At 62.7% G+C, this 24207-nt stretch carries 18 protein-coding genes; 5 read left to right on the top strand and 13 right to left on the bottom strand.

Translation table 11 applies throughout. From position 1 onward, the window contains the following. Positions 1–322: 322 nt before the first annotated feature. Genes ACFRJ9_RS15410 through ACFRJ9_RS15395 form a run of 4 tightly spaced genes read left to right on the top strand, consistent with a single transcriptional unit; the run spans position 323 to position 5951 of the window. Positions 323–1678 (top strand): MFS transporter, encoded by a 1356-nt coding sequence (locus ACFRJ9_RS15410; protein ID WP_377669576.1) that lies wholly within the window; start codon positions 323–325, stop codon positions 1676–1678. Between the two features lie 49 nt (positions 1679–1727). Beyond that, complete coding sequence (locus tag ACFRJ9_RS15405) at positions 1728–3944, top strand: arylsulfatase (protein ID WP_377669574.1); 2217 nt, start codon at positions 1728–1730, stop codon at positions 3942–3944. An 8-nt stretch (positions 3945–3952) separates the two neighbouring features. Then, positions 3953–4924, top strand: a complete 972-nt coding sequence (locus ACFRJ9_RS15400) for a nucleoside hydrolase (RefSeq protein ID WP_377669572.1) — start codon at positions 3953–3955, stop codon at positions 4922–4924. After that, positions 4911–5951 (top strand): LacI family DNA-binding transcriptional regulator, encoded by a 1041-nt coding sequence (locus ACFRJ9_RS15395; protein ID WP_377669569.1) that lies wholly within the window; start codon positions 4911–4913, stop codon positions 5949–5951. Before ACFRJ9_RS15400 ends, ACFRJ9_RS15395 begins: the two co-directional genes overlap by 14 nt. A gap of 52 nt (positions 5952–6003) precedes the next feature. On the opposite strand, the gene paaZ is transcribed toward ACFRJ9_RS15395, so the two are convergent. The 11 genes from paaZ to ACFRJ9_RS15340 all read right to left on the bottom strand — a co-directional run bounded on the left by paaZ (position 6004) and on the right by ACFRJ9_RS15340 (position 19624). After that, positions 6004–8103: a phenylacetic acid degradation bifunctional protein PaaZ gene (paaZ, locus tag ACFRJ9_RS15390; protein WP_377669567.1), complete on the bottom strand. Its 2100-nt coding sequence runs from the start codon at positions 8101–8103 to the stop codon at positions 6004–6006. A gap of 217 nt (positions 8104–8320) precedes the next feature. Continuing rightward, positions 8321–10537, bottom strand: a complete 2217-nt coding sequence (locus ACFRJ9_RS15385) for an S-layer homology domain-containing protein (protein WP_377669565.1) — start codon at positions 10535–10537, stop codon at positions 8321–8323. Between the two features lie 151 nt (positions 10538–10688). Then, positions 10689–12710, bottom strand: coding sequence for an S-layer homology domain-containing protein (locus tag ACFRJ9_RS15380; protein ID WP_377669562.1), 2022 nt, complete (start codon positions 12708–12710; stop codon positions 10689–10691). A gap of 309 nt (positions 12711–13019) precedes the next feature. Further along, positions 13020–14003 carry a glycosyltransferase family 2 protein gene (locus ACFRJ9_RS15375; protein WP_377669560.1) on the bottom strand — a complete coding sequence of 328 codons (984 nt, stop codon included), beginning with the start codon at positions 14001–14003 and terminating at the stop codon, positions 13020–13022. 29 nt (positions 14004–14032) lie between these two features. After that, the gene (locus tag ACFRJ9_RS15370) at positions 14033–14773 is read right to left on the bottom strand and encodes a tyrosine-protein phosphatase (protein WP_377669558.1); all 741 of its coding nucleotides are present in this window, start codon (positions 14771–14773) and stop codon (positions 14033–14035) included. Between the two features lie 96 nt (positions 14774–14869). Next, positions 14870–15472: a GNAT family N-acetyltransferase gene (locus ACFRJ9_RS15365; protein ID WP_377669555.1), complete on the bottom strand. Its 603-nt coding sequence runs from the start codon at positions 15470–15472 to the stop codon at positions 14870–14872. Positions 15473–15498: 26 nt separating this feature from the next. Continuing rightward, the gene (locus ACFRJ9_RS15360) at positions 15499–16362 is read right to left on the bottom strand and encodes a 3-hydroxyacyl-CoA dehydrogenase family protein (protein ID WP_377669552.1); all 864 of its coding nucleotides are present in this window, start codon (positions 16360–16362) and stop codon (positions 15499–15501) included. Then, the gene (locus tag ACFRJ9_RS15355; RefSeq protein ID WP_377669550.1) at positions 16359–17153 is read right to left on the bottom strand and encodes an enoyl-CoA hydratase/isomerase family protein; all 795 of its coding nucleotides are present in this window, start codon (positions 17151–17153) and stop codon (positions 16359–16361) included. Before ACFRJ9_RS15355 ends, ACFRJ9_RS15360 begins: the two co-directional genes overlap by 4 nt. Beyond that, positions 17153–18379 carry a thiolase family protein gene (locus tag ACFRJ9_RS15350; RefSeq protein ID WP_377669547.1) on the bottom strand — a complete coding sequence of 409 codons (1227 nt, stop codon included), beginning with the start codon at positions 18377–18379 and terminating at the stop codon, positions 17153–17155. The genes ACFRJ9_RS15355 and ACFRJ9_RS15350 overlap by 1 nt, the downstream gene beginning before the upstream one ends. A gap of 130 nt (positions 18380–18509) precedes the next feature. Further along, the gene (locus ACFRJ9_RS15345; protein ID WP_377669545.1) at positions 18510–19166 is read right to left on the bottom strand and encodes a pentapeptide repeat-containing protein; all 657 of its coding nucleotides are present in this window, start codon (positions 19164–19166) and stop codon (positions 18510–18512) included. After that, positions 19166–19624 carry an SRPBCC family protein gene (locus tag ACFRJ9_RS15340; RefSeq protein ID WP_377669543.1) on the bottom strand — a complete coding sequence of 153 codons (459 nt, stop codon included), beginning with the start codon at positions 19622–19624 and terminating at the stop codon, positions 19166–19168. The genes ACFRJ9_RS15345 and ACFRJ9_RS15340 overlap by 1 nt, the downstream gene beginning before the upstream one ends. A gap of 159 nt (positions 19625–19783) precedes the next feature. Between ACFRJ9_RS15340 and ACFRJ9_RS15335 the strand changes: the two genes are divergently transcribed. Beyond that, positions 19784–20719 carry a hypothetical protein gene (locus tag ACFRJ9_RS15335; protein ID WP_377669541.1) on the top strand — a complete coding sequence of 312 codons (936 nt, stop codon included), beginning with the start codon at positions 19784–19786 and terminating at the stop codon, positions 20717–20719. 67 nt (positions 20720–20786) lie between these two features. On the opposite strand, the gene ACFRJ9_RS15330 is transcribed toward ACFRJ9_RS15335, so the two are convergent. Continuing rightward, positions 20787–22250 (bottom strand): amino acid permease, encoded by a 1464-nt coding sequence (locus ACFRJ9_RS15330; protein WP_377669539.1) that lies wholly within the window; start codon positions 22248–22250, stop codon positions 20787–20789. A gap of 221 nt (positions 22251–22471) precedes the next feature. Then, positions 22472–24127, bottom strand: a complete 1656-nt coding sequence (locus tag ACFRJ9_RS15325) for an ABC-F family ATP-binding cassette domain-containing protein (RefSeq protein ID WP_377669537.1) — start codon at positions 24125–24127, stop codon at positions 22472–22474. Positions 24128–24207: the final 80 nt, after the last annotated feature.

Below are 24207 nucleotides of genomic sequence, written 5' to 3'. Positions count from 1 at the left end.
GACAAAGCCCACCAGGACTACTACGAACGGAACCCAGGAAGATTCCGCCAACGACCCACCACACCGGCCCCAGCCACCCACGTCGGAATCAACCTGCCCGAAACCAAAACACCCCAAAAACTAGCCCAGTGACTCCACACAGCTTGACAATTTTCGAGGGTCGGTTTTTTTGGGGCGGGAAGTGAGGGAGGGTCGGTAGAACCCTTGACATGCCTTAGTCGCGCGCCTACGGTTGTGAGATCGATCCCATCACTGGAAGCAAATCACTTGGAGACCAAAATGAGATCGATCCCATGGCTATCGTTAAACAACGAGGATTAACATGAACCCCCCACATACACAGCACGCGTCCAAGGCTCCCGGAAAGACTTCTCCGTGGACAGCAGCGACCGCCAGCACCATCGGCTCAGTCCTGGAGTACTACGACTTTTTCGTCTATGGCCCCATGGCTGCCCTGGTCTTTGGAGCCATCTTCTTCCCCAGCGGCGATCCCGGCCTGGCTGCCGTGCTCTCCCTGAGTACCTTCGCGGTCGGCTTCCTGGCGCGGCCGCTTGGCGGCGTCGTCATCGGCCACCTCGGCGACCGCGTTGGCCGCAAGAAGATGCTCCTGTTCACCTTCTTCCTCACAGGGCTGGTCACTGTGGGCATCGGCCTGCTGCCTACGTACTCCCAAATTGGTGTCTGGGCCCCGATCATGCTCGTTTCGCTCCGTTTCCTGCAAGGAATCGGACTCGGCGGCGAGTGGGGCGGCGCAGCACTGCTCGCCGTCGAACATGCACCGGAAGCCAAACGCGGCTTCTTCGGCAGCCTTGTCCAGGCCGGGGCGCCAATCGGTGTCATCCTGTCCAGCGGCGTCGTAGCCATTCTGACCAGCACCTTGTCCCGGGAGGAACTGCTGGCCTGGGGTTGGCGCATTCCCTTCCTCCTCAGCGCCATACTGGTGGTCTTCGGATTGGTCCTGCGGATGAAAATTACCGAAACCCCTGACTTCGAAAAGGCCGCGACGAAGTCCGCAGCCAAAGAAAAGATGCCACTGGTGGTGGCACTTCGCCGGTATCCCAAGCAGATCCTTGCCATGATCGGCGTTCACGTCAGCGACACGACCCTGGGCTTCATGCAGGGCGTCTTCATCATCGGCTTCGCTACCACCACACTGGGCATCAGCCCCACGGTGGCCCTGACTGCCAACATTGCTTCCTCCATCACCAACCTGATCATCACGCCCATCGCCGGCATTATTGCGGACCGCTTCGGCCCGCGGCGGATCCTGGTCACCGCCACGGCTGCCTTGGCACTCTGGGCCTTCCCCATGTTCTGGCTCATGGAAACCAAGAGCGTCGCCGCTCTCTTCGTAGTGATGTCAGCCAACGGCATCATTGTGGGAATGCTGTTCAGCCAACAAGCCACGCTGTTCGCCGCAGTACTGGACCCGAAGGTCCGCTACACGGGCATGTCGATTGGATTCCAAGTGGCCACGGTGATCGGCGGCGGGTTCGGCCCCCTCATTGCGCAAGCACTTCAAAACAACGCAGGCGGAGCCACCTGGAGCATCTCCGGCTACCTCATGGCAGTTGCCCTCATAGCGATGGGCTGCGCGATCTACCTGACCTCGCGCAAGGTGCAGTACGTCAACACCATTCCGGCAACGCCTGAAACCGTGCCCGCACCCCAGCTCTGAACAAGCATCCCTGCACAGACCCTCACAGAACAGAATGGAAACAGCAGCAATGCAGCAGGAATTCGCCGGCCGCATCGGCACCACCGTGGCCGGTTCAGAGCCCTGGTGGCCCGAGCAGCACGGAACAAGTGAATCGACACCCAACATTGTCATGGTCATCCTGGATGACACAGGATGGTCGGACTTCGGTTGCTTTGGCTCCGAAATCAGCACCCCGGCCATCGATGGACTGGCCGGACAGGGACTCAGGTACACCAACTTCCACGTCACACCGTTGTGCTCCCCCACCCGGGCGAGCCTGCTCACGGGCCGCAACAACCACTCCGTGGGCATGCGCTTCCTGGCAGACGCAGACACGGGATTCCCCAACTCCCGCGGTTGCGTCCGTCCGGACGTGCCAATGCTCCCGGAAGTCCTTCGCAACAACGGCTACGGCACCTACCTGGCCGGCAAGTGGCATCTGGCACCCCTCAGCGAACTCACGCCCGCAGGGCCCTTCCACAATTGGCCGCTGAGCCGCGGCTTCGACCGCTTCTATGGATTCCTCGATGGCTGCACGGACCAGTACGTTCCGGAACTGGTGGCAGACAACCACAGCATCGAACCACCTGTCCGGGATGGATACCACCTCAGCGAGGACCTTGCGGAGCAATCCATCCGGTTCCTCAAGGACCATGTGACGTACCGGCCCCAGGCGCCGTTCTACTTGCAGCTTGCGCTGGGGGCCACCCACGCTCCCTTCCAGGCGCCACGGGAATACATCGAGAAGTACGTCGACGTGTTTACCAAGGGATGGGACATCACCCGCAGTGAACGACTCAAGCGGCAGGTTGAACTGGGGGTGGTGCCGGACGGCACAGCCCTCACTGAACGGCTGCAGGAGGTGCGCGCATGGGAGGACTTGGACAGCACCGAACAGGACGTCTTCACCCACTTGCAGGCTGCCTTCGCCGGTTTCCTGGAGCACGCGGATGCCCAAATCGGCCGGGTCATCCAGCAATTGAAGGCCATGGATCTCTTCGAGAACACCATCGTGCTGGTGATGTCGGACAACGGGGCTTCCCGTGAGGGCGGCCCCACGGGCGACGTCGATTGCAATGCTCCGTACTCGGGCGTCCGCAGGCCCGCCGTCGAACAGCTCAGCCTGCTGCCTGGGCTTGGCGGTCCGGCAGGCGGGGCCCACTACCCGGAGGGCTGGGCGATGGCAGGCAACACACCGTTCCGGCGCTACAAGCAGTTCGTCGATCTCGGCGGCGTGCGTTCGCCCCTGGTGGTTTCGTGGCCGTCCGGAATGCGGAAGGCCGGTGAGGTCCGCACTCAGTTCCTGCACGCAATCGACATCATGCCCACCCTGCTGGACGCGGCCGGCATTGAGTCGGACACAGCCTTCGACGGCGCGTCGGCAACGGACACCTTCGACGCCGCCGATGCGGACGAACCGCGCGACACCCAATTCTGGGAGATGCTTGGCCACCGGGCCATCCGCCATGGCGACTGGAAGGCAGTTACGGCCCACGTCCACGGGCAGGACTACAGCCAAGACGATTGGCGGCTCTACAACACCCGCCAAGACTTTGCTGAGGCCCACGACCTGGCCGAAGCCCAACCCAAAAAGCTGCAGGAGTTGCAGGAGCTGTGGTGGCAGCAGGCAGAACACGTAGGCGCTTTTCCCCTGGATGACCGCACGCTGGTGGAATTGCTGACGGCCCGGGGACCCTCGGGCCTGGTAAACCGCAAAGAGATCCTCTTCCGGGCGGGCCAAAGCCATGTGCCGCTGGCCAGCGCCATCACAGGCAGTGACCGCGCTTTGCAGTTCACCGTGAACCTCCAGGACTTCCGTCCGGGCATGGAAGGCGTCCTGGTGTCCAGCGGGAACGCCCCGGGCGGCTACGTGCTCTATGTCCGCAACGATGTCCTGATCTTCGAACACCACAGCCTTGGCACGCGGGTGGTTCTCAAATCGGACACGGCGCTACCGGCAGGGACGCACAGGGTTGGCCTGCGGCTCACGCCCTCCGCCGATCAAGGGGCACGAGTCGAGCTGCTTCACGGCGACCACGTGGTGGCGGAGACCGGCATTCCGCGCACCTCCAGCCATCTTTCCTTCTGGGGCATGGACATCGGTTCGGATCCTGTCAGCACCGTGTCCACCGAGTACGAAGCTCCGTTCGCCTTCCCAGGGGACGGCATCGAACGCGTGGTCCTTCGGTTCATGGATGCCCCTGACCTTGAGGACCTCGCCGAGCTGATCGAATCAACGGAATAGGTGCTGGGATGGGACAACTGATTCTGGACGTCGACACAGGGGTTGACGACGCCCTCGCCCTGATGGTGGCCGCTCGCCATGCGGATTGGAACCTGCGAGCCGTCACGTGCGTGGCCGGTAACACCAGCTTGGAAGGCGTGGTTCGCAATACGCTGACGGTGCTCGACGCCGTGGGAGCCACCGACGTACCGGTCGCCGCGGGTGCCGCACGGCCCCTGCTCGGCGAACCCCGCGACGCCGGACATGTGCACGGTTCGGACGGGCTGGCCGATCTTGGCTGGCCGCGGTCCGCCCGGGCACCCGAGGCGATTCACGCCGTCGAACTCCTACGCCGCGAGATCCTCGCGAGTCCGGAGCCTGTCACGCTGGTTCCGCTGGCACCGATGACAAACATCGCCTTGTTGCTGCGGACATACCCCGAGGTCGCCGCGAATATAGGGCGCATTGTGTTCATGGGCGGGTCGGCGTCCGCGGGCAACGCATCGCCGGTGGCCGAGTTCAATGTGTGGCATGACCCCGAGGCCGCCCAGATAGTAATCAGCAGCGGACTTCCCGTCACCATGTACGGCTTGGACGTGTTCTACTCCGCAGCCGTCGAGGCACCGGATATTGAGCTGCTGTTGAAGGCGGACGACGCCGGATGCCGGCTGAGCGGACAGCTTCTGTCCCATTTGGCCAGGGTGAACGGGGACGACTTCCGCTTGAAGTTGCCCGGATCGGCGGGCCTCGGCGATGCCGGTGCTGTTTGCGCAGTCATCGACCCGGAAGGCCTGGAGACCAGCGAGCTTCGAGTCGAGGTCAGCCTCTCCAGCTCGTTGACCCGCGGGCAGACAGTTGTGGACCAGCGGACTAAGGCCTCTGAGGCGACGCTCCCGCACGGCCACCTCAGCCGCGACAGCATCGACGTCGCCCTCGGTGTCGACGGACGTCGCTACGCGGCGCTGTTTCTCGATACCATCAGATCCCATGACGGTAAGTAGCGCGGCACCAGCAACCATGCTCGATGTTGCAAGGGCGGCGGGTGTCTCGCGCGCCACTGTTTCGCGTGTTTTCACTTCGCCGTCCTCTGTGGCGGAGGAGACCCGCACCAAGGTGATGGACGCCGTCGCCCAGCTCAACTATGTGTTGAACAATGCAGCCCGCAGCCTGCGCAGTGGACGCTCCAACACCATCGCGCTCCTGGTGGGCGACATCGCCCAACCATTCCACAGCCAACTTGCCAAAGCCGTGGCCCTTGCCGCTGAGGGCCGGGGATTCAGCGTTCTGCTCTGCGACCTGGACCACAGCATTACCCGTCTTGAGCGGCTCCTGGAATCCCTCCCGCTACAGGGCGTTGACGGCGTCATCCTGGCAACCGGTGACGACATCGACACCGCCGCAGTGCGTGCGGCAATCCGGGAGGCGGAGGAGCGCGACACCAAGATCCTGCTCGGCACACCCCAGCTGGCGGGGACAGGGACCCTCGTCATGACCACGGACTACGAATCCGTCGCCTACCAAGCCACCAAACACCTGCTGGACCAGGGACGGTGGCCGGTGGCGCTCTTGGGGGGAAGTGCGTCGTCGGTGCTCTCGCCGTTCCTGCGGGCGGGCTATCTACGGGCCTGCGCGGAGGCTGGCCATGCCCAAGACGAGGCCCGCATCGCCTTGACGGAGTACAGCACCGACGCGGCGCGCGCTGCCACACAGCAGTTGCTCTCAGAACCCGTGCCGCCGGAAGGGATCGTGGCCTCCAGCGTCTCCGTGGCCTTGGGTGCGATGTCCGCGCTGGCCGACGATGGGCTGGGAGCGCCGGGGCGAATCGGCTTAGTGGCCTGCGAGGAAGTTCTGCTGGCAGAACAACTGCGGCCGAGGCTCACCACCGTGGGCACCAAACTGAACCTTCAAGGCGCTGCCATGGCTGACGCCTTGATCGATGCCATCCAAGGGGTGGCAACAGAGAGCCAGGATTGGGCGCCGCAATTGAACCTCCGGGAATCCAGCGGCCAGCTTCCTCCAAATAAGTAGCAGATCAGGCCGTTTCAACGTTCAAAACGGCCTGATCTGCGGCTCAGTTGGGTTACTTCTCGACGAGCGTCAGGACGTCGTAGGTGGCTACGATCTCGTCGTCCTGGTTGGTCAGGACAGCGTCCCAGGCAACCTCACCGTATTCATCGGTCTCGCGCGGAGTGATCTTCTTCGCGGTCAGGGTCACCCGGATGGAGTCGCCCGCTGCCACAGGAGTGATGAAGCGCAGCGTTTCCAGGCCGTAGTTTGCCAGCACGGGACCCGGTGCGGGCTCAACGAACAGCCCGGCGGCCCAGCTCAGGAGCAAGTAGCCGTGGGCCACGATGCCGGGGAAGAACGGGTTGGCCTCGGCGGCTTCCTGGTTGGTGTGGGCGTAGAAGGTGTCCCCCGTGGAGTTCGCGAAGGCCGTGATGTCCTCGAGGGTCACCTGGCGCAGCTCCGAGCGCACGGCATCACCGATGCGGAGCGTGGCGAGGGACTTCCGGAAGGGGTGCTCACCTTCGGTTTCCACAGTGAAGTTGCGGTCAGCGCCGGTGTGCCACTGTCCCGTGACGGCAGTGAGCATGTTCGGCGAGCCTTGGATGGCCGTGCGCTGCATGTGGTGCAGGACCGAACGGATACCGCCCAGTTCCTCGCCGCCACCTGCACGTCCGGGACCGCCATGGACCAGGTGCGGGACGGGCGAGCCGTGTCCGGTTGACGTGCGGGCGTCTTCACGGTTGAGCATGTGGACGCGGCCATGGTGCGCGGCGATGCCGGTCACCAGCTCGCGGGCAACGTCGGGATCGTTGGTGCAGACCGAGGCCACCAGTGAACCGGCGCCGCGGGCCGCGAGGCGGATGGCGTCGGCAAGATCGGTGTAGCCAATCACGGAGGACACCGGGCCGAACGCTTCGAGGGAGTGGACTTCCTCGGTTTCGGCGTCTGCCCAGCTCAGGAGGACCGGCGACATGAACGCGCCGTCCTCCACCACGCCGACGCTGCCGCCGACGGAGGTGACCGACGGCGTATCGAGAGATCCGTACGCAAGCTCGCCACCGGCGTCGAGCATTGACTGAACCGCCGCGCGGACGTCGGCGAGCTGTTCCAGCGACGCCAAGGCGCCCATGGTGACGCCCTCGGCACGCGGGTCGCCGACCACAACGCGCTCGTTGATGCGGGCACCCACGGCGGAAGCGACGTCCGCGGTCAGCTCCTGCGGCACGATGATGCGGCGGATGGCGGTGCACTTCTGGCCCGCTTTGACGGTCATTTCGGTGACGACGGCCTTGACGAAGGCGTCGAACTCGGGTGTACCGGGTACGGCGTCGGGGCCAAGAATCGCGGCGTTCAGGGAGTCGGTCTCGGACGTGAACCGGACGCCGCCCTGGACCACGTTGCGGTGCGCCTTGAGCGAGTTGGCCGTGGAGGCCGAGCCTGTGAAGGAGAGGAGGTCGCGGTAGTCGAGTTCATCAAGGATGGTCCTTGCGGAACCGGAAATCAGCTGAAGGGAACCGGCCGGGAGGATGCCGGATTCGACGATGGCCTTGACCGCAGCAGCGGCAACGTAGCCCGTGGGCGTGGCCGGCTTGACGATTGTGGGAACGCCGGCCAGGAAGGCGGGGGCAAACTTTTCGAGCATGCCCCAGACCGGGAAGTTGAAGGCGTTGATCTGGACGGCGACGCCCGGAATCCTGGTGTAGATGTGCTCGGCGACGAACGATCCGTCCTTGTGGAGCGTCTCCATGGGACCGTCAACGACAACCTGCGAGTTGGGCAGTTCGCGGCGACCCTTGGAACCGAACGTGAAGAGCACGCCGATGCCGCCGTCGATGTCGATCATGTTGTCGATCTTGGTGGCACCGGTCTGCGAGGAGGAGTCGTACAGCTCTTGACGCCGGCTATTGAGGTACATGGCAAGCTCTTTGAGCTTGAGGGCACGCTGGTGGAACGTCAGCTTCCCGAGTTCAGTCTGGCCTGTGGTGCGTCCGTAATTGACGACGGCGGAAAGGTCCAGTCCGTCGGTGCTCACGTTCGCCAGGACTTCTCCGGTGCTGGCATCGCGAACCGGAACCTTCCTTGCGTCAGGTGCCGGGGTCCACCAGGCATCCTGGACGTAACTGGGGACGGTTGCAACGGCTGTGGTTTCCGGGGCGACTGCTGTAGTGGTCATCGTCGACGGGTCCTTCCAAGGCACGTGAAATCGGCACGGTCCATGCTGGCAGGCGCCAACATTACTGACCGGCCGTTCGGTAATATATACAGGGTACATGAACGACCGGAGGAGTACAGCAGGAATTTTCCGCAGCTTCGGACGGACACGACGAAGGGCCGGCCCCGATTGTGCAGGACCGACCCTTCGTGTGTTGGTGTTTTGGCTGGCCGTATTGCTAGTTGGCGCCGAATTTTGTGTTGTAGCGGAACATGAACGCAGCCATGGCGTCACGGTTTACCGCTTGCAACGGCTTGAAGGACTTGGTGTTGCCTGCTTCAGCCCAGCCCGTGGAGATGCCCTGAGCTGCAAGCCAGGTGATCTCCTTGTAGAACTGCGCACCGACCGGAACATCAACGAACGGCGAGACCTTCGGAGCCGTGAACTCCGGCTCCCCTGCCAGGCGGTACATGAACGCAGCCATCGCATCGCGGTTCACGGGCTGCAAGGGACGGTACGTCTTGGTCTTGTCCGCCTCTTCCCACCCTGTGGAAATGCCCTTGTCTGCCAGCCACGTGATCTCCTTGTAGAACTTGGCATCGCTCGGGAGGTCCTTGAACGGGGAGACCTTCGGCGCCGTAAACGCCGGGCTCCCGGACAAGCGGTACATGAACGCAGCCATCGCGTCACGGTTTACCGGGGTCAGCGGCTGGTACGTCCTGGACCGGTTCGCTTCCCAACCAGTCGAGATGCCCTTGGTGGCCAGCCACTGGATTTCGTCCTGGAACTGGGCACCCAAAGGAACATCATCAAATCCTCGCGTGCCCTCCGTAGCCGTGGCATAGCTCAGGGTGCCAATATCCGTGTTCTGGCCTACGAACGCAGAAACAGACCTTGCGTTGGCCTCAGTCAGGACATTGCCGGAGAAGATCGGACCGGACTCACTCCCCGGCTCAGCCGAGACAAAGTAGAGACCCGTAGTCAAGCCAGTGACTCTGAACGTTCCGTCAGCAGCGGTCCAACCAGCCCGGGTAACCAGGGAACCATCCTTCGTGAAAACGCTCACCAAGGTCTCACGAATAGCAGCACCATTGGAACCCACGAGCTTGCCCGTGAGGGTTCCACCAGTACGAACGGCGGCGTTGACGTTGGGGACCGTCTGCCCTGCGGCCACCGCCACGGACGTTGCATTGGCTGCACCCGCGGACTCAGGGAGATCCTTGTACAACTGAGCCTCGTACGTGGACATGAATCCCGCGGTCCGGTTGAACTGGATCTTGTACGAACCCGGCAACAGGTTCTTCAGCGCGTATGTTGTCTGCGATGTTTCCATCACGGTAGATGCAGCCACCGTGCCGTCCGGGGTCACGGCCGTGATGTTCATGCCGGGACCACTCATGGTGGGGCCGGGGACGGGTCCACCGGTAATGGAACCACTGATGGTCGCGGCCGCCACCGCGGAATCCTGGACCCCGCTGAGGTGCTGTCCTTCAACCACAGTGATCGCGGTCGACTTCCCAGCTTCGCTAACCCCGCCATGCCACATACTGGCCCAGCCGTTTTGCGCCTGGAACCGAAGCTTGTAAACGCCCGGCTCAAGGCCCCCTATGGTGTAGTTCCCGCTGGGATCCGTGCCTTGGAGAAATGCTGTTCCGGAAGCTCCCCCGCTTGCGAAGTCCGGACCCTTGATCGCATCGATTTGCCCGGCAAAGCCACCCGAACCGGCCGGAACCGAAATCTTGCCGGAGATCAAAGCAGCCGGCCTCAACGCCTGATTGATGCCGGTGGTGGTTTCACCCTCGGTCACGCTAACGAGAGTCCTAGTCCCATCCGGCGAAGTCGAGTAGTAACCACTCAACACAGGCGAAGGCGTGGAGAAATAGTTGAACTGAACTTCAAAGCTGCCAGTGGGTAACCCAATCACCGTGTAGCTGCCGTCAGCCGCTGCGTACGTCGTTGCACCGGACCCAACATGGACATCTACGCCCACCTTGCTGGCATCAACGCCAGCCGGAACACTGACTTTCCCCGAAATCTTGCCACCGATTTTCATCGCCTGGTTGATTCCAGCCACAGCGGCACCATCCGCCACGGAAATGATCGTTGCTTGGCTCTCCGTGTAGCTTCCGTACCAGGTAGAGACCAATTGGGGCACCAAATAGGTGCCAAAGCTCACCTTGTACTGCCCGGCTTCAAGGCCCGTCAGCGAAAAGCCGCCGTCGGCCTTCACCTGGACATTTCGGTAAGTCGGCCCTGCCATCGCCTGGACGGATATCTGGGTGAGGTCCACGCCCGCGGGCGCCGTGACCGTTCCCGAAATGCTTCCCGAAGCAGCAGCAAAGGCCGGGGATGCGAGTCCGGCGGGCAAAGCGCCCAAGATCAATGCTGCCAAAAGTGTTAGTGCGAGCCGAAATCGGCCGCGCGAATTGCCCCTCACGAGTCCCCCATATTTCATACGAACGAAGGGCCGCTGTATTAGCGGCCCTTCGTGATCCTAAGGCCTATGCAGGGGTTAGTCGAAACGCCGCATTAATGTGATCCGCGCGCCAACCAGAGAGGTTCTCTCTCTCGATCCGTAACCAACCTCTTCTGGTTGAAATGTCCGGCTAGTTGGCGCCGAATTTTGTGTTGTAGCGGAACATGAACGCAGCCATGGCGTCACGGTTTACCGCTTGCAACGGCTTGAAGGACTTGGTGTTGCCTGCTTCAGCCCAGCCTGTGGAGATGCCCTGAGCTGCGAGCCAAGTGATCTCCTTGTAGAACTGGGCACCGACCGGAACGTCAACGAACGGCGAAACCTTCGGAGCCGTGAACTCCGGTTCCCCGGCCAGGCGGTACATGAACGCAGCCATCGCATCGCGGTTCACGGGCTGCAAGGGACGGTACGTCTTGGTCTTGTCCGCCTCTTCCCACCCTGTGGAAATGCCCTTGTCTGCCAGCCACGTGATCTCCTTGTAGAACTTGGCATCGCTCGGGAGGTCCTTGAACGGGGAGACCTTCGGTGCTGTAAACGCCGGACTCCCGGACAAGCGGTACATGAACGCAGCCATCGCATCACGGTTCACCGGAGACAGCGGTTGGTAGGTCCGCGCGCCGTTGGATTCCCAGCCCGTCGAGATGCCCCTGTTGGCCAACCACTGGATCTCATCCTGGAACTGGGCACCCAGCGGGACGTCGTCAAAGCCCCGGACTCCCTCAGTAGCCGTGGCGTAGCTGAGCGTGCCGATATCCGTGTTCTGGCCCGCCGCCGTGGAAACCGAGCGAGCGTTGGCCTCGTTCAGGACGTTGCCCGAGAAGATCGGACCGGACTCGCTGCCAGGCTCAGCCGAGACAAAGTAGAGCCCTGTGGTCAGGCCAGTGACCTTGAAGGTACCGTTAGCAGCGGTCGTCGCATTGCGTGTGATGAGGAGGCCGCTCTTCGTGTATACCCGCACTGCAATATCGCTCAACGGCGAACCGTCCACTCCCAAAAGCTTGCCCGACAAGGTTCCGCCCACACGATTCACGGCATTGATATTGGTGGCAGTCTGACCAGCTGCGACGGTGACGGATGTGGCGTTCGCAAGGCCTGCGCTTTCGGGCACGTTGTTGTAGTACTGCCCTTCTTGAGGGGTGCGGTAAGTCTGATGGGTTTCCATGTTGAATTGGACCTTGTATGTTCCGGGAAAGAGGCCACCGATCCCGTAATCCCTGGATCCGTGGGCATAATCAGACTTCACAACAGTTCCATCCAAAGCCAACACCTGCACGCTGTTGGAGGCGTCCACGGTGGGGAATGAGCCGCTGATGGTGGCCGCCCTGATAGGGGCATCGGAAACCCCGGTAAGCTGCTGGCCAGTTGACACTGTAACGGTGGGTGAACCCACTTCGGTTGGCACACCGCCATGCCACATGGATGCGAGGGAATAATTGTCAGAATGGAACTGAATTTTGTAGGTTCCCGCCTCGAGACCACCGATCGTGTAGGCCCCTGCAGTCACATTGGCGCTCCCTGCTACCTTTCCAAGATCTCCTATCGGCAAGGCCGTAGCTACGCCGTAGAAACCGGGATCAGAAATGGCACCGGAAATCGTCGCGGACTTCTTGAGGACCTGATTAATACCCGTGACAACCGTCCCATGATCTACGACGATCTTGGTGGCGAGTGCAGGATCGGAGACCCCGGGAAAGTTGGTCCTGACAAACGGAGACGTCCCGAAGTGCGATGAGAAGGACACCACGTAGTTACCTGGCATCAGCGGCCCCAGATCAAATGAACCGTCCCAGCCCGTGCCGATGGTCGAGACCTCGCGGAATCCCCCCCAATCGGAGGCCTTCACAACCACGTCTCCCAAATTGGTGCCGTACGGTGCGGAGACTTTCCCTTGAATTCTCCCGCCGGGAGAAAGAGCCTGCGTGATTCCAGTGACGGCGGCGCCGGCAGTCACGTCTATACGGGTGGCTTCTTTCTCGGTATAAACGCCGCCATAGTATGTGCCGAGGACTTTATTGGGTGCACCTTCCGTGAAGAACAGCACGTATTGTCCGGGTTCGAGCCCACTCAATAGGAACTGGCCGTTTGCATTCACGTGGCCGGTCTTGAACGACTCGGCGGAGTAGGACCACGTCCAGACTGAGATCGTGGTCATGTTAAGGCCTGCTGGTCCGGTGACGGTTCCAGAAATGCTTCCCGTGGCTGCCGCAGAGGCCGGGGATGCGAGCCCGGCTGGCAGGACGCCCAAGATGACTGCCGCTAAAAGAGTAAGTACGAGCCGAAAATGGCCACGCGAGATGCCCCTCATGGGTCCCCCATGTTTCATGCGAAGGAAAGGGCCGCCGTGTTGTGAACCCCTCGCGATCCTAGTGCAGAAAACGGACAAATCTTAACGGCACGTTATGTGAATCCGGCGGGACGTGAGAGAGCGACCCGCCAAAAGCGGCGGGAAGTGAGAGAGCGACTAGGCGCGCCCGCCCAGCTTCTTGGCCAGCTTCATGGGCTTCTTCAGGAACTCCCCCACACTGGTCCGAACAACAACAGTCTGGTTCAACGCTTCGAGCCGCTCCAGGATGTGGTCGAGTTTGGCGGCGGACTCGTCCAGGCGCCGCTGCTGGGCAACGATGAGTTCTTCCTGCTCGGCGAGAATCCGGGTCAGGTAGAGCACGCTGCCAAGGCCTGTCTGGGCAACGCCGCCACGGAGGTGCTCGTCGCGGACCAGGGCGTCGTAGCGTGCATGCTCGGCGGCCTTGGCGAAAATGCTATTGCCGTCATGCCCTTCGGATTCGGGCCGCTGCGACCAGAAGGCGAGTGGTTCGCCGTCGAGGAATCCGACGCGTGAATGACTGAGCACGCGCAGGTGGAATTCCCAATCGCCCACCACGGGAAGGTCCTCGTTGTAGTAGCCCACGGCGTCGTGCAGGCTGCGCCGGTACAGGAAGGAAATGGGAACGGCTCGGTTGATCTTGAGCATGTCCGCGAGGGTTATCTGGCGCATGTCCGCCCAGAAGATCTCGCGCCGGATCGGCTGGATCCTGTCCTCCACAACTTCTTCGATGACGATCTCGGTCCGGACCATCACCCCGGTTTCCTCGGCGTGCGCAGGATCGTCCAGATAGGCCACGGTGCGTTCGAGGAAGTCAGGTGCCCAAAAGTCGTCGTCGTCATGGATCACGATAAACGTGCCGCTACCGGCCTTGATTCCAGCATTCGACGCCGCTTCCATGCCCACGGATTCCAAGTGATGGAGCGTTGTGATGCGGGCGCGGTCCGCGTCCGGGCGCTGGGAGGTGAGGCGTTCGACGTCGGCCGGGTCGCCGCCGTCGTTGACTATCACCAGCTCGAAATCCTGGAAGGTCTGGGCAAAAATGTCGTCCAGCGCGCGAGCCAGGAAGACGGGTCGGTTCTTGGTTCGGGTCACGATGGTGACGCGGGCGCCGGAAGTCATGGCTGGTCCGTTCCATTCGGGAAGAGTGATCAATCCTGCATGTTAGCAGCGCTGGCGGCACCGACCCCCAGCCTGGCCCGGACGGCAGCGATTTCCGGTCCTGAGACACCGTTGGCAGTAAGGAACCCGGTCACGTTGAGTGACTCCAGGAACGTCCGCAGGCTCTCACGCCGTTCGCTCAGCACCGCTTCGAGGTCGGGTTGGGAAAGGTAGGGATCGTGGGCATGAGGAGCCCCGTGCGTACGATGCCGCTCGTTGATGCCCCTGGCCGCGAGTTCATAGCCGCGCACCATCTCTTCGTCGCTGTCCCCCGCCAGCCGCTGCAGCATCAACGCGATCACGCCACTGCGGTCCCTGCCCGCGGAGCAATGGACCACCACTTTCCCGGGCGAGGCAGCAATGGCGTGGAACACTGCGGCGATGTGGCCGCCGAAAAGCTGCAGGTACTGGCCGTACTGTGCCGGATCCCGGAGATAGGGTCCGAAGAGCTCGCTGAAACTGCTGTGGTCCGGGTCTTCCGTGGGGCAATGTACGACGTCGATGCGCGCCTTCACTTCGTCCGGCACCTCGGGATCGGTGTCGCGTTGCCGCCGCTCGCGCGAGGTGCGGAGATCGATCACGGTGCGGACGCCGTCGTCGTACATTTGCTGCCAACCGGCCTCCGTGACCCACTCGTGCCGACCCATCCGGTACACGTCCCCGGCGATGCGCCAGGCGTTGACGGCTCCGTCCCAGTGGACGCTCAGGTACGTTGCAGCTGTCCCATCCATAAGAGCCAGCTAAGCACATCGGCTGCCCTGAGGGTGAGGATGGGCTCGCCGAGGGGTTGGCTCTCGGGACTAACGCGGGCGCTTACTGCCGAGAGCTCACCCCTCGGCGCCGTACTTGGCCAGCCGGAACTCCAGTCCGTTCCGCACCGCGGGCCACTCGTGCTCCAGGATGGAGAACACCACGGTGTCGCGGAGGGCGCCGTCGGCACTGCGGGAGTGGTTCCGCAACACGCCATCCTGCTTGGCGCCAAGCCGTGCAATGGCTTCGCGGGACTGCTGGTTCAGCCAGTGCGTGCGGAACTCCACGGCAGGGCAGCCCAGGGTTTCAAACGCGTGCCGCAGGAGCAACAGCTTGGAATCCGGGTTGGTTCCTGTGCCGTGCGCCGAGGCAGCATTCCATGTGGACCCGATCTCCACGCGCGGCGTTGCGGCGTCGATGTTCATGTACGTCGTCATGCCGATGAGCTTGCCGGTGGCATCGAGCCTTGTGGCGAACGGGAGCATGGAACCCTTGGCTTGCAGGTCCAGGCGTCGGTCGATCTCAGCGGCCATGCCCTCGGGCGTCGGGACCGAGGTGTACCAGAGCTTCCAGAGTTCGCCGTCACGGGCCGCGTCCACCAGGTCATCGTGGTGCGCCTGGGTCAACGGTTCCAGCGTCACGAACTTGCCGGTCAGGGTGATGGGTTCGATTGAAGTCACCCGGATAGCCTAACCGGCCACCGTGGTCAGTCGTTCCAGTCGAAGAAACCCTTGCCCGTCTTGCGTCCCAGCTCTCCGCGTGCCACTTTGTCCCGCAGGATCTGCGGCGGGGCAAAGCGATCGCCAAGAGTCGAGTGCAGGTATTCGGCGATGCCCAGGCGAACATCCAGGCCAACTATGTCCGTGGTCTTCAGCGGACCTGTGGGGTGCTTGTAACCGAGCACCATGGCAGCATCGATGTCCTCCGCTGAGGCCACGCCCTCTTCCACCATCCGCATCGCTTCCAAGGCAATCGCGACGCCAAGCCTGGAGGACGCAAAGCCAGGAGCGTCATTGACGACGACGGCGGTCTTGCCGAGTGCCTCGGTCCAGTTTTTCGCCGCTGCAGCGAGTTCGGGTGAGGTTCCCGAGCCCAGAACCACCTCAATGAGGGTTGAGGCCGGCACCGGGTTGAAGAAGTGCAGGCCGACGAAGTTGCCGGGCCTGCGAAGCTCGTTGGCCAGTCCGGAAACGGACAGTGAGGACGTATTGGACGCCAGGAAGGCATCCGCTGACAAGTGCTCCTCCACAGCCTTGAGGGCAGTGACCTTGAGCTCGTAATCCTCGGGCACAGCCTCCACCACGAGGCCACAGTGAATGAACGACTCGTAGTCGGTGGAAGTGCTGAAGCGGGACATCGCCTCTTCGGGGGTTTCGGTGAGTGTGCCGCGGGCCGCGGACTTGGCAACCGCCTCAGCCACGCGCCCTTGGGCTCCGGCCGCTGCTTCATGGTCACGCTCCACCACGATCACCGTGGCACCCTTGGTGAGGAAAGCGTGTGCGATGCCGGCCCCCATCCGGCCACCGCCCAGTACTCCGACGACGTGCGGGATGGCGGGAACTGCTGTCATTTCCGGGTCCTGTCTTGGGTAGGTGCATCTTCCGCCTTGGCCGATTTCTTGTCCAGAAACGCCTGCATGCGGTCGAACTTGGCCTGGGATTCAAACAGGATTCCCTGGGCGAGAGTGTCAATCAAAGGATGGGCTTCGGCCGGGGCGTGGAAGACGGACTTGGTGATGCGAACGGCCAGCGGATCCTGGCGGCCAATCCGGTCAGCAAGCTTGTGGGCCGCGTCCATGAGCTCCGGGGCTTCGTGGATCTCCGTGATCAGGTTGATCCGCAACGCTTCCTCAGCCCGCAGGACGGCACCGGCCAACAGGATTTCCTTGGCCTTCGGCTCACCCACGAGTTCCTTCAGCCGCCAGCTCGCTCCGGCCGCCGCCAGGATCCCCAGGCCGGTTTCCGGGTTTCCGATCCTTACGCTTGGCGTACCGATGCGGAAGTCGGCAGCGTACGCCAGTTCCGCGCCGCCGCCCAGGCAATAGCCATCCAAGGCAGCGATGACCGGCATGGGCAGCTTGGCAATGCGCACAAAGATGGTGGAGTTGATGCCCTGCAGTGCGTCGTCCCGCCTGCGTTCACGGAGCTGGCCGATGTCGGCACCGGAGGCGAACACGCCTTCGGTCCCTGCGATGATGAGGACTTTGGGATTCCGCTCCAACTCGGCGCAGACCTGATGGAGTTCGTCCACCATCTTCTGGTCGATCGCGTTGCGGACCTCGGGTCGGTTCAACAGAACCGTGAGGCGGTCTTCGCGTTCCTCAAGGAGGAGAGTGGTGAAGTCGTCCGGATTCAGGGCCATTACACGCCTTCCAGCAGCATCGCGGTACCTTGCCCAACGCCGATGCACATGGTCGCCAGGCCAAGCTTCGGTCCATTGTTGGAGGCGAGTTCGCGCTCCATGCGGCCCAGCAGCGTAATCGCGATACGTGAGCCACTGGAACCGAGCGGGTGCCCCAAACTGATGGCACCGCCGTCGTTGTTCACAATCTCGGGATCGAGCCCCAGGCGACGCATGCTCGCCAGCGACTGCGTGGCGAAAGCTTCGTTCAGTTCCACGGCGCCGAGCTGGCTGACGGTGAGTCCTGTGCGGGCCAGGATCTTCCGGGTTGCCGGGACCGGACCGATGCCCATGATTTCCGGTTCGCAGCCAGCGGAAGCCCCGTCAACGATCCGTGCGCGGGGCGTCAGGCCGAACTTCTTGATGGCGGCCTCGGAGGCCACGATGATGGCGGATGCGCCGTCATTAAGGGTGGAGGAGTTGCCGGCGGTCACTACTGATCCTCCCGGAACAACCGGGCGAAGGCCGGCCAGCACGTCCATGGTGGTGCCGGCACGCGGACCTTCGTCAGTGTCCACCACGGTCTCGGACTTCCGGGTTTTGACGGTCACTGGCACGATTTCGTCCTTGAAACGGCCGGCGGCAATGGCGGCCAGGGCGCGCTCGTGTGAGCGGACGGCAAAGGCATCGGCGTCTTCCCGGGAAATGCCGTCCACGCGGCCAACTTCCTCCGCCGTTTCCGGCATGGAGAACGTCATCTTGCCGTCGCGGGACAGCTCGCCCTGAGTGAAGAGCGGATTGGCGAAGCGCCATCCGATGGAGGTATCGAAGATCTGGCCGGGCTTGGCGAACGCGGTGGCGGGCTTCTCCTGGACCCAGGGGGCACGGCTCATGGACTCGACACCGCCGGCCACCACGATGTCCGCGGCACCGGATTTGATCATGTGGCTTGCCATGATGATGGCGCTCAGTCCGGAGGAACACAGCCTGTTGACGGTGATACCCGGGATGTGGAGGGGAAGTCCCGCGAGAATGGTGGCCATGCGGGCCACGTTGCGGTTTTCCTCGCCTGCACCGTTGGCGTTGCCAAGGATGACCTCGTCAATGGAGTCAGGATCGACGCCGGCACGCGCCACGGCTTCACGGACCACCAGCGCTGCCAGGTCATCCGGGCGAACCGAGGACAGGGCCCCGCCATAACGACCTACCGGCGTACGTGCGCCGCCAACAAGAAAAGCCTCGACCATGAGAACATCCTTCGCGAAGTGAAAGGGACCGGCCGGCAATAATATACCGACCGTTCGTTCTATAAAGATTACACGGCCCGGCGGGCCGGTCAACAGATGAAGCCATCACCCGGACCGGCCCCGACACGAATCAGACCACGCGGATCCCCAAATGGCCCGCCAGAAGGGGCGCCATCAAACTCAACTGGTAATCGTCGATCACAACCCCCGCGAGCCCGGCCAATCCATTGAGGGTCCGGAATTCAGAACCCCGCAGATCCACATCCTTGAACTTCGCGCCCGTGACATCCAAGGTGCCGATGGTGCAGTTCTTCAAAGCCACCCGCGTCCCTGAACAGCCGCCAAGATCGAGCTCGTTGATGATGCAGTCGGAAATCTGGACATCAATGAGCTTGGAGCCGCGCAGGTTCACGTAGTCCAGCTTGCCGCCGTCGATTCGGACCGAACGCCAGTTGCCCTCATAAAGTTCGGCGGAACCCCACCGCGGGTTGCTGATCTCCACGTCCTGCCAGGAAGTGCGCGCGGCCATGAAAACGGGAGCGTACGGCTCACCCAGGATGCACTCGCGGAACGTGGCTCCGCGCAGCTGCGCCTCGTTGAAGGACACCCCGCTGAGTTCGCATTCGATAAAGTCGGCGCCGCTGAGTTCCGCGCCCTCCGCGGAGACACGGGTAAACCTCAGGCCGTCATACCGTTCGCCACGCTGGAAGTCCGGGGCGTCGTCGTCGCGCAGTTCATCCAACCGCACGGGAGAGATCTTGGGTGCGGCAACTTTCACGGCCGCCATCAGAGCGATTCCGCCTTTGCCGCAATCTCCGCGAGGTCCTTGCTGAGGGCCTTGCGGGTCATGCTCATCCCGATTTTCCCGAAAAGAGCCATGGTGATTTTGCTGAAGGCCGTGGGATTGATGATGTCGGCGCCGAAGGTCAGCGTGAGGTCCGTGCCGCCGTCGCGCTCGCTCAGGGTGAAGCGCGAGGTGTAATCCGCGCCGCCTTGGAGCGCCTTGATGGTGGTGCTGCGGTGCGGGTCGGTCTGGGACACCCACATCTCTACGGTTTCCTGCCTGCCCATCATGGTGCGGGTTTCTTTCCAGCGGGTTCCCTCGCCGTACGGGCCTTCGCTGAGCATTTGGATGGCGTCGATGCCGGAGAGCGTGCCGGCCGAGCCTGGAATGTCCGAGATGACGGCCCAGACCTTCTCCGGAGTGGCATTGATGTGCTGCGTCAGGGTGGTGGTGTGATCCATACATCGAGCCTATCCCCGACCCCCGACACTCCCAACTGACTGGCATTAGTGGTTGTTCTGAGCGCTCAAAACAACCACTAATGCCAGTCAGTTGGGCACGGGTTCGAGGGACCTGTGGATAACCGCTCACCCGAATCAGGGATTTGCCAGCATGGGGAAATGCGTATCCCCAAGCAACTGCCCGACCACCTTGAGGCGACACCTTTCACCTGGCAGGAAGCGCTCGACGCCGGCGTCTCCCGGCAGCGGTGGAGGCACCGGGGGCTTGACTCACCGAGCCGAGGAATACGGAGCCCTGCCACCGACCAAGTACTGGAGTTATCCATGACGGTCCGGCCCTACACGGTCATTACGCCGTTTTCTGCAGCCTCACATGCCACAGCGTTCGTGCTCTGGGAGTTTCCCGGTTTCTTGCCGGGCAGCCACGAAACTGTCATCCACATCTCCCGACCCGACACCATGGCAATCCCGCGAAGGAAAGATGTGGCGGGACACACCGGGCAGTTCTTCGATGACGAAATTATCAACCACAACGGATTGCTCATCACCAGCAGGGCACGGACGTGGCTCGATTGCGCCCGGAAGATGAGCATTGACGAGATCACCGTGGTGGCTGATCACCTCCTGCGGTTTCCGAGGCCTGAATTCGAAGGGCGCAGCGCCCCTTACTGCACGCGCGAGGATCTCGAAGGCATGCTTGACCGCCACAAGGGAACGCCCGGAATCCGGAAGGCCCGATTGGCACTCGAGCAGGCCCGCGTTGGAGCCGACTCCGCGCCGGAAACGCGGCTTCGGCTGGCACTTGAGTGGGCCGGGCTGCCACAAGCGGAAGTGAACAGACCCACCGAGCTGGGTTCCGGCGTCGTGCGTCAACCCGACCTCTCCTATCCCGAACTCCGTGTGGCAGTCGAATACGAAGGGGAGGGCCACTCAGATCCTGCCCAAATTGTCCGGGACATCGAACGGGAAGAGGATTTCAGTCGCGCTGGATGGACACTTGTCCGCATTTCAAAGCGCCATATGGGAAAGGACGCCTGCCCGGCCGTGTCCAAGGTCCGGAACGCGCTCATTGATCACGGTTGGAAGCCCAACTGACTGGCATTAGTGGTTGTTCTGAGCCCTCAAAACAACCACTAATGCCAGCCAGATTGGAGCCAGAGAGTTAGCTGAACAGCTCGCTCTTCGGTTCGTTGTTCTTGACCTTCTGCCAGCCGAGCCACAGGACCAGGGCGAAGAACGGGATGGTCGCCAGGGTCCACAGACCCAGCAGGAAGACCTCCCCGGTTGCCTTGTCCGTCATAGTGTCGAAGCCGATCAGCACGGTGATGACAAGCAGGGCGACGAGGCCCAACCAGCTGGTCCACGGCGAACCGGGCATCGGCAGGCTTGAGACATTGCCGCGCTTCTTCCGAAGGGCGATCTGGCTCGCGAAGATGGAGCCCCACGTGAAGATCACGCCGATGGACGCTGTGTTGAGCGCGAGGTCGAAGGCGTGCGAGCCACCCAGCCAAATGTTGAGCAGGATGCCCACAAGGTAGACGCCACCGATGGCCAGGATCGCCGCGTACGGAACGTGGCGGGTGGACATTTTGGTGAGCCACTTCGGGGCATGGCCGTTGTTGGCCATGGTGCGGAAGATGCGGCCGATCGAGTACAGGCCCGAGTTGCAGGAGGACAGCGCGGCGGTGATGACGATCATGTTCATGACATCGCCCATCCAGCCGAGGCCCATCTGGCCGAACACGGTGACGAACGGCGAGGTGCCGGCCACATACTGGTCGGACGGCAGCAGCATCGCGAGCAGCATCACCGAACCGACGTAGAACACGACGATACGGACCACGACGGCGCGGATCGCCTTGGGCACTTCGCGCTTGGGGTTCTCCATCTCACCAGCGGTAATGCCCACCAGTTCGATGGCGTTGTAGGCGAAGATCACGGCGTTGAGGACCAGGATCATCACCAGGCCGCCCTTGGGGAACATGCCGCCTTCATCGTGGAAGAGGTTGCTCACGGAGGCGTGGCCGGTGCCCACCTTGGCATTGGTCACCACCATGAAGGTGCCGACAGCAAGGAAGATGAGGATGGCTGCGACCTTGAGGCAGGAGGCCCAGAATTCGAACTCGCCGAACGCCTTGACGCTGAACAGGTTCACGGCAACCAGCAGCACCAGCGCTGCGATCGCGGACAGTTCAACGGGCACGTTCGGGAAGAAGAACTGGAAGTACAGGCCGATGGCGATCAGCTCGGCGATGCCTGTCATGGCCCAGTTGATGAAGTACATCCACCCGGAGAGGAAGGCGCCCTTCTTGCCGAACATCTCGCCGGCGTAGCTCACGAACGAGCCCGAAGTCTGGCGGTACATGATGAGTTCGCCGAGGGCGCGCATCAGCAGGTAAGCGATGACGCCGGCAATGGCGTAGGAGAAGATCAGGGCGGGGCCCGTGGAGGCCAGGCGGCCTCCGGCGCCCATGAAAAGGCCGACGCCGATGGCGCCGCCCATGGCGATCATGGTGACGTGGCGGCGGCTCAGGGTCTTCTGGTATCCCTCAGCGCTGAGGGTGGAGTCCGAGGCCGCTGACGTGGCCTTGGAGCTCTGGAGATCTGTGGGAGTACTTTGCGGCACAGCTGTTCCTTGTGGGTTGGGGTCTTGCTGTTGGGGTTACGCCAGTGCCGGAACACGGGCGGCTTTGGCACACATAATTCGAGGTTTTCCTGTTTGAGGACCCCGTTGCAGGCCAAAGACCGCAGAACGCCGAAGGTTCGCGCAACCCGTCTATCTTACGGGATGTTGGAGCGTGCCCGTGACGCAGGCAACAATCGGGGGCCGCCAACAAGCAACACGCCCTACAGCAAGCGCCCGTCCCGCATGGCGTGGCGAACCCATTTTTGCGACGCCGACCTGTCCCCGCGGGCACAGTGATCGAACCACTCCCCCAATGCGCGGTCGTGGCTCACAATCACCACCGTCCCGGCGAATTCCGCGAGCGCAGCTTCCAACTGTTCCACCAGTACGGGGGCCAGATGGTTGGTGGGTTCGTCCACGATCATGGTTTCGTAGCCGCCCAGGAGGAGCCTGGCGAGGGCGAGCCGGCGTTGCTGCCCGGCGGACAGTCCGCCCACGGGCACATGGAACTCCGCGGGACGGAACAGGCCCAACCGCAGCAGGCCTTCGGCGTGCTCATCAATGTTTCCGCCCAGCCCTGCGGCGAAGGCAGGCAGCAATCGAAGGCCCGGGCGGGCTGGCACTGCGAGCTCCTGTTGGAGATAGCCCACCGTGCCATTGACGGCCACAGTCCCGGCGGATGGTTCCAGGGTTCCCGTCATAACGGACAAGAGCGTGGACTTGCCGGCGCCGTTGGGGCCGGTGATGAGCACCTTTTGTCCGGCGTTCACTGTGAGGTCTGCGGGGTGCAGCCGACCTGGGACGGCCACGCCCCGGGCTTCCAGCGCGGGTGCGGACACCATCTCAAGAGTGGCCGACAACGGCGCGGTCAGTTTCAGCGGAACTGGCGGACGATCCACAGGGTTCTCTTCGAGCCTGCGGAGCCTTTCCTGCGCGTTGCGGACTTTGCTGGCCGCAGCACTCTGCCAGGTGCCAGCTTTGAATCCGAAAGCCATTTTGTCGTTGTCGCGCTTGCGGCCGTACCCCATGCCGTCCGCCACCGTGGCTGCCTGGAGGCGTTCGGCGTCCATGGCATCCAGCCACTCTTCGTACTGCTGGACCCATCTGGCCCGTTCGGCGGCTTTCTCGCGGAGGTAGCCGTCGAAGCCGTTTCCGTAGCGGTTCACAGACCGACGGTCTGCGTCCACTTCGATGATCGTTGTGGCCACTTTCCTCAACAGGACACGGTCGTGCGAGACCACCACGACAGTCCCCCGATGCGCAGCCAGGCGTGATTCAAGCCAGGCAGTGCCGCTTGCGTCCAAGTGGTTGGTGGGCTCGTCCAGCAGCAAGGCTTCGGCGGGGTCGGCCAGCAGGCAAGCGAGCGCTACCCGCTCCTGCTCGCCGCCGGACAAGGATCCAAGCGTTCGACGGCGGTCCAGGCCTCCCAGCCCCAGCTTGTCCAGCGCTGCTTCCACCCGGGATTCGGCGGCGTAGCCTTCACGGAGCTGGTACTGGGTTTGAAGGTTTCCGTAGAGCTCAAGTGCCTCGGAATCAGCGTCCGCGAGATCGCGTTCGAGTTCTGCGATGCGGCTTTCCATGGTCCGCAATGCACCGAGTGAAGAGTCGATGGCATCGCCCACTGTCAGCGACTCGGTGAAGCCGTGGGTCTGCGCGAGGTAGCCCACTCGGTAACCAGCGGTGCCCAGCAAACCCGCCGTGCCGTCGTCGGGCGCTTCAACGCCTGAAAGGAGGCGGAGCAGCGTGGATTTGCCGGCCCCGTTCTCGCCCACTATGGCCACGTGTTCGCCGTGGTGGATGACGAGGTCAACGTCGTGGAGTAGTTCGCGGTCCCCGTAGCCGTGGGAAACGCCGGAAAGGTGAAGGTGGTCAGTCAAGAGGAATCCTCGCAAGTCCGCAGTGGGTGGCCAAAAGCCGTGTGGGTACTGGGGATGCAGCCGGTAAGAAGGGGCTGCGC

This window comes from Paenarthrobacter sp. NPDC056912, from assembly GCF_042786555.1.
In the GTDB taxonomy this organism is placed as follows: domain Bacteria; phylum Actinomycetota; class Actinomycetes; order Actinomycetales; family Micrococcaceae; genus Arthrobacter.
This window is presented reverse-complemented; position numbering and strand designations above follow the sequence as displayed.

What these genes read in the sequence shown, in the direction of transcription:
- ACFRJ9_RS15410 (WP_377669576.1), top strand. Translation starts at nt 323, where the DNA reads ATGAACCCCCCACATACACAGCACGCGTCCAAGGCTCCCGGAAAGACT.
- ACFRJ9_RS15405 (WP_377669574.1), top strand. Translation starts at nt 1,728, where the DNA reads ATGCAGCAGGAATTCGCCGGCCGCATCGGCACCACCGTGGCCGGTTCA.
- ACFRJ9_RS15400 (WP_377669572.1), top strand. Translation starts at nt 3,953, where the DNA reads ATGGGACAACTGATTCTGGACGTCGACACAGGGGTTGACGACGCCCTC.
- ACFRJ9_RS15395 (WP_377669569.1), top strand. Translation starts at nt 4,911, where the DNA reads ATGACGGTAAGTAGCGCGGCACCAGCAACCATGCTCGATGTTGCAAGG.
- paaZ (WP_377669567.1), bottom strand. Translation starts at nt 8,103, where the DNA reads ATGACCACTACAGCAGTCGCCCCGGAAACCACAGCCGTTGCAACCGTC.
- ACFRJ9_RS15385 (WP_377669565.1), bottom strand. Translation starts at nt 10,537, where the DNA reads ATGAAATATGGGGGACTCGTGAGGGGCAATTCGCGCGGCCGATTTCGG.
- ACFRJ9_RS15380 (WP_377669562.1), bottom strand. Translation starts at nt 12,710, where the DNA reads ATGACCACGATCTCAGTCTGGACGTGGTCCTACTCCGCCGAGTCGTTC.
- ACFRJ9_RS15375 (WP_377669560.1), bottom strand. Translation starts at nt 14,003, where the DNA reads ATGACTTCCGGCGCCCGCGTCACCATCGTGACCCGAACCAAGAACCGA.
- ACFRJ9_RS15370 (WP_377669558.1), bottom strand. Translation starts at nt 14,773, where the DNA reads ATGGATGGGACAGCTGCAACGTACCTGAGCGTCCACTGGGACGGAGCC.
- ACFRJ9_RS15360 (WP_377669552.1), bottom strand. Translation starts at nt 16,362, where the DNA reads ATGACAGCAGTTCCCGCCATCCCGCACGTCGTCGGAGTACTGGGCGGT.
- ACFRJ9_RS15355 (WP_377669550.1), bottom strand. Translation starts at nt 17,153, where the DNA reads ATGGCCCTGAATCCGGACGACTTCACCACTCTCCTCCTTGAGGAACGC.
- ACFRJ9_RS15350 (WP_377669547.1), bottom strand. Translation starts at nt 18,379, where the DNA reads ATGGTCGAGGCTTTTCTTGTTGGCGGCGCACGTACGCCGGTAGGTCGT.
- ACFRJ9_RS15345 (WP_377669545.1), bottom strand. Translation starts at nt 19,166, where the DNA reads ATGGCGGCCGTGAAAGTTGCCGCACCCAAGATCTCTCCCGTGCGGTTG.
- ACFRJ9_RS15340 (WP_377669543.1), bottom strand. Translation starts at nt 19,624, where the DNA reads ATGGATCACACCACCACCCTGACGCAGCACATCAATGCCACTCCGGAG.
- ACFRJ9_RS15335 (WP_377669541.1), top strand. Translation starts at nt 19,784, where the DNA reads ATGCGTATCCCCAAGCAACTGCCCGACCACCTTGAGGCGACACCTTTC.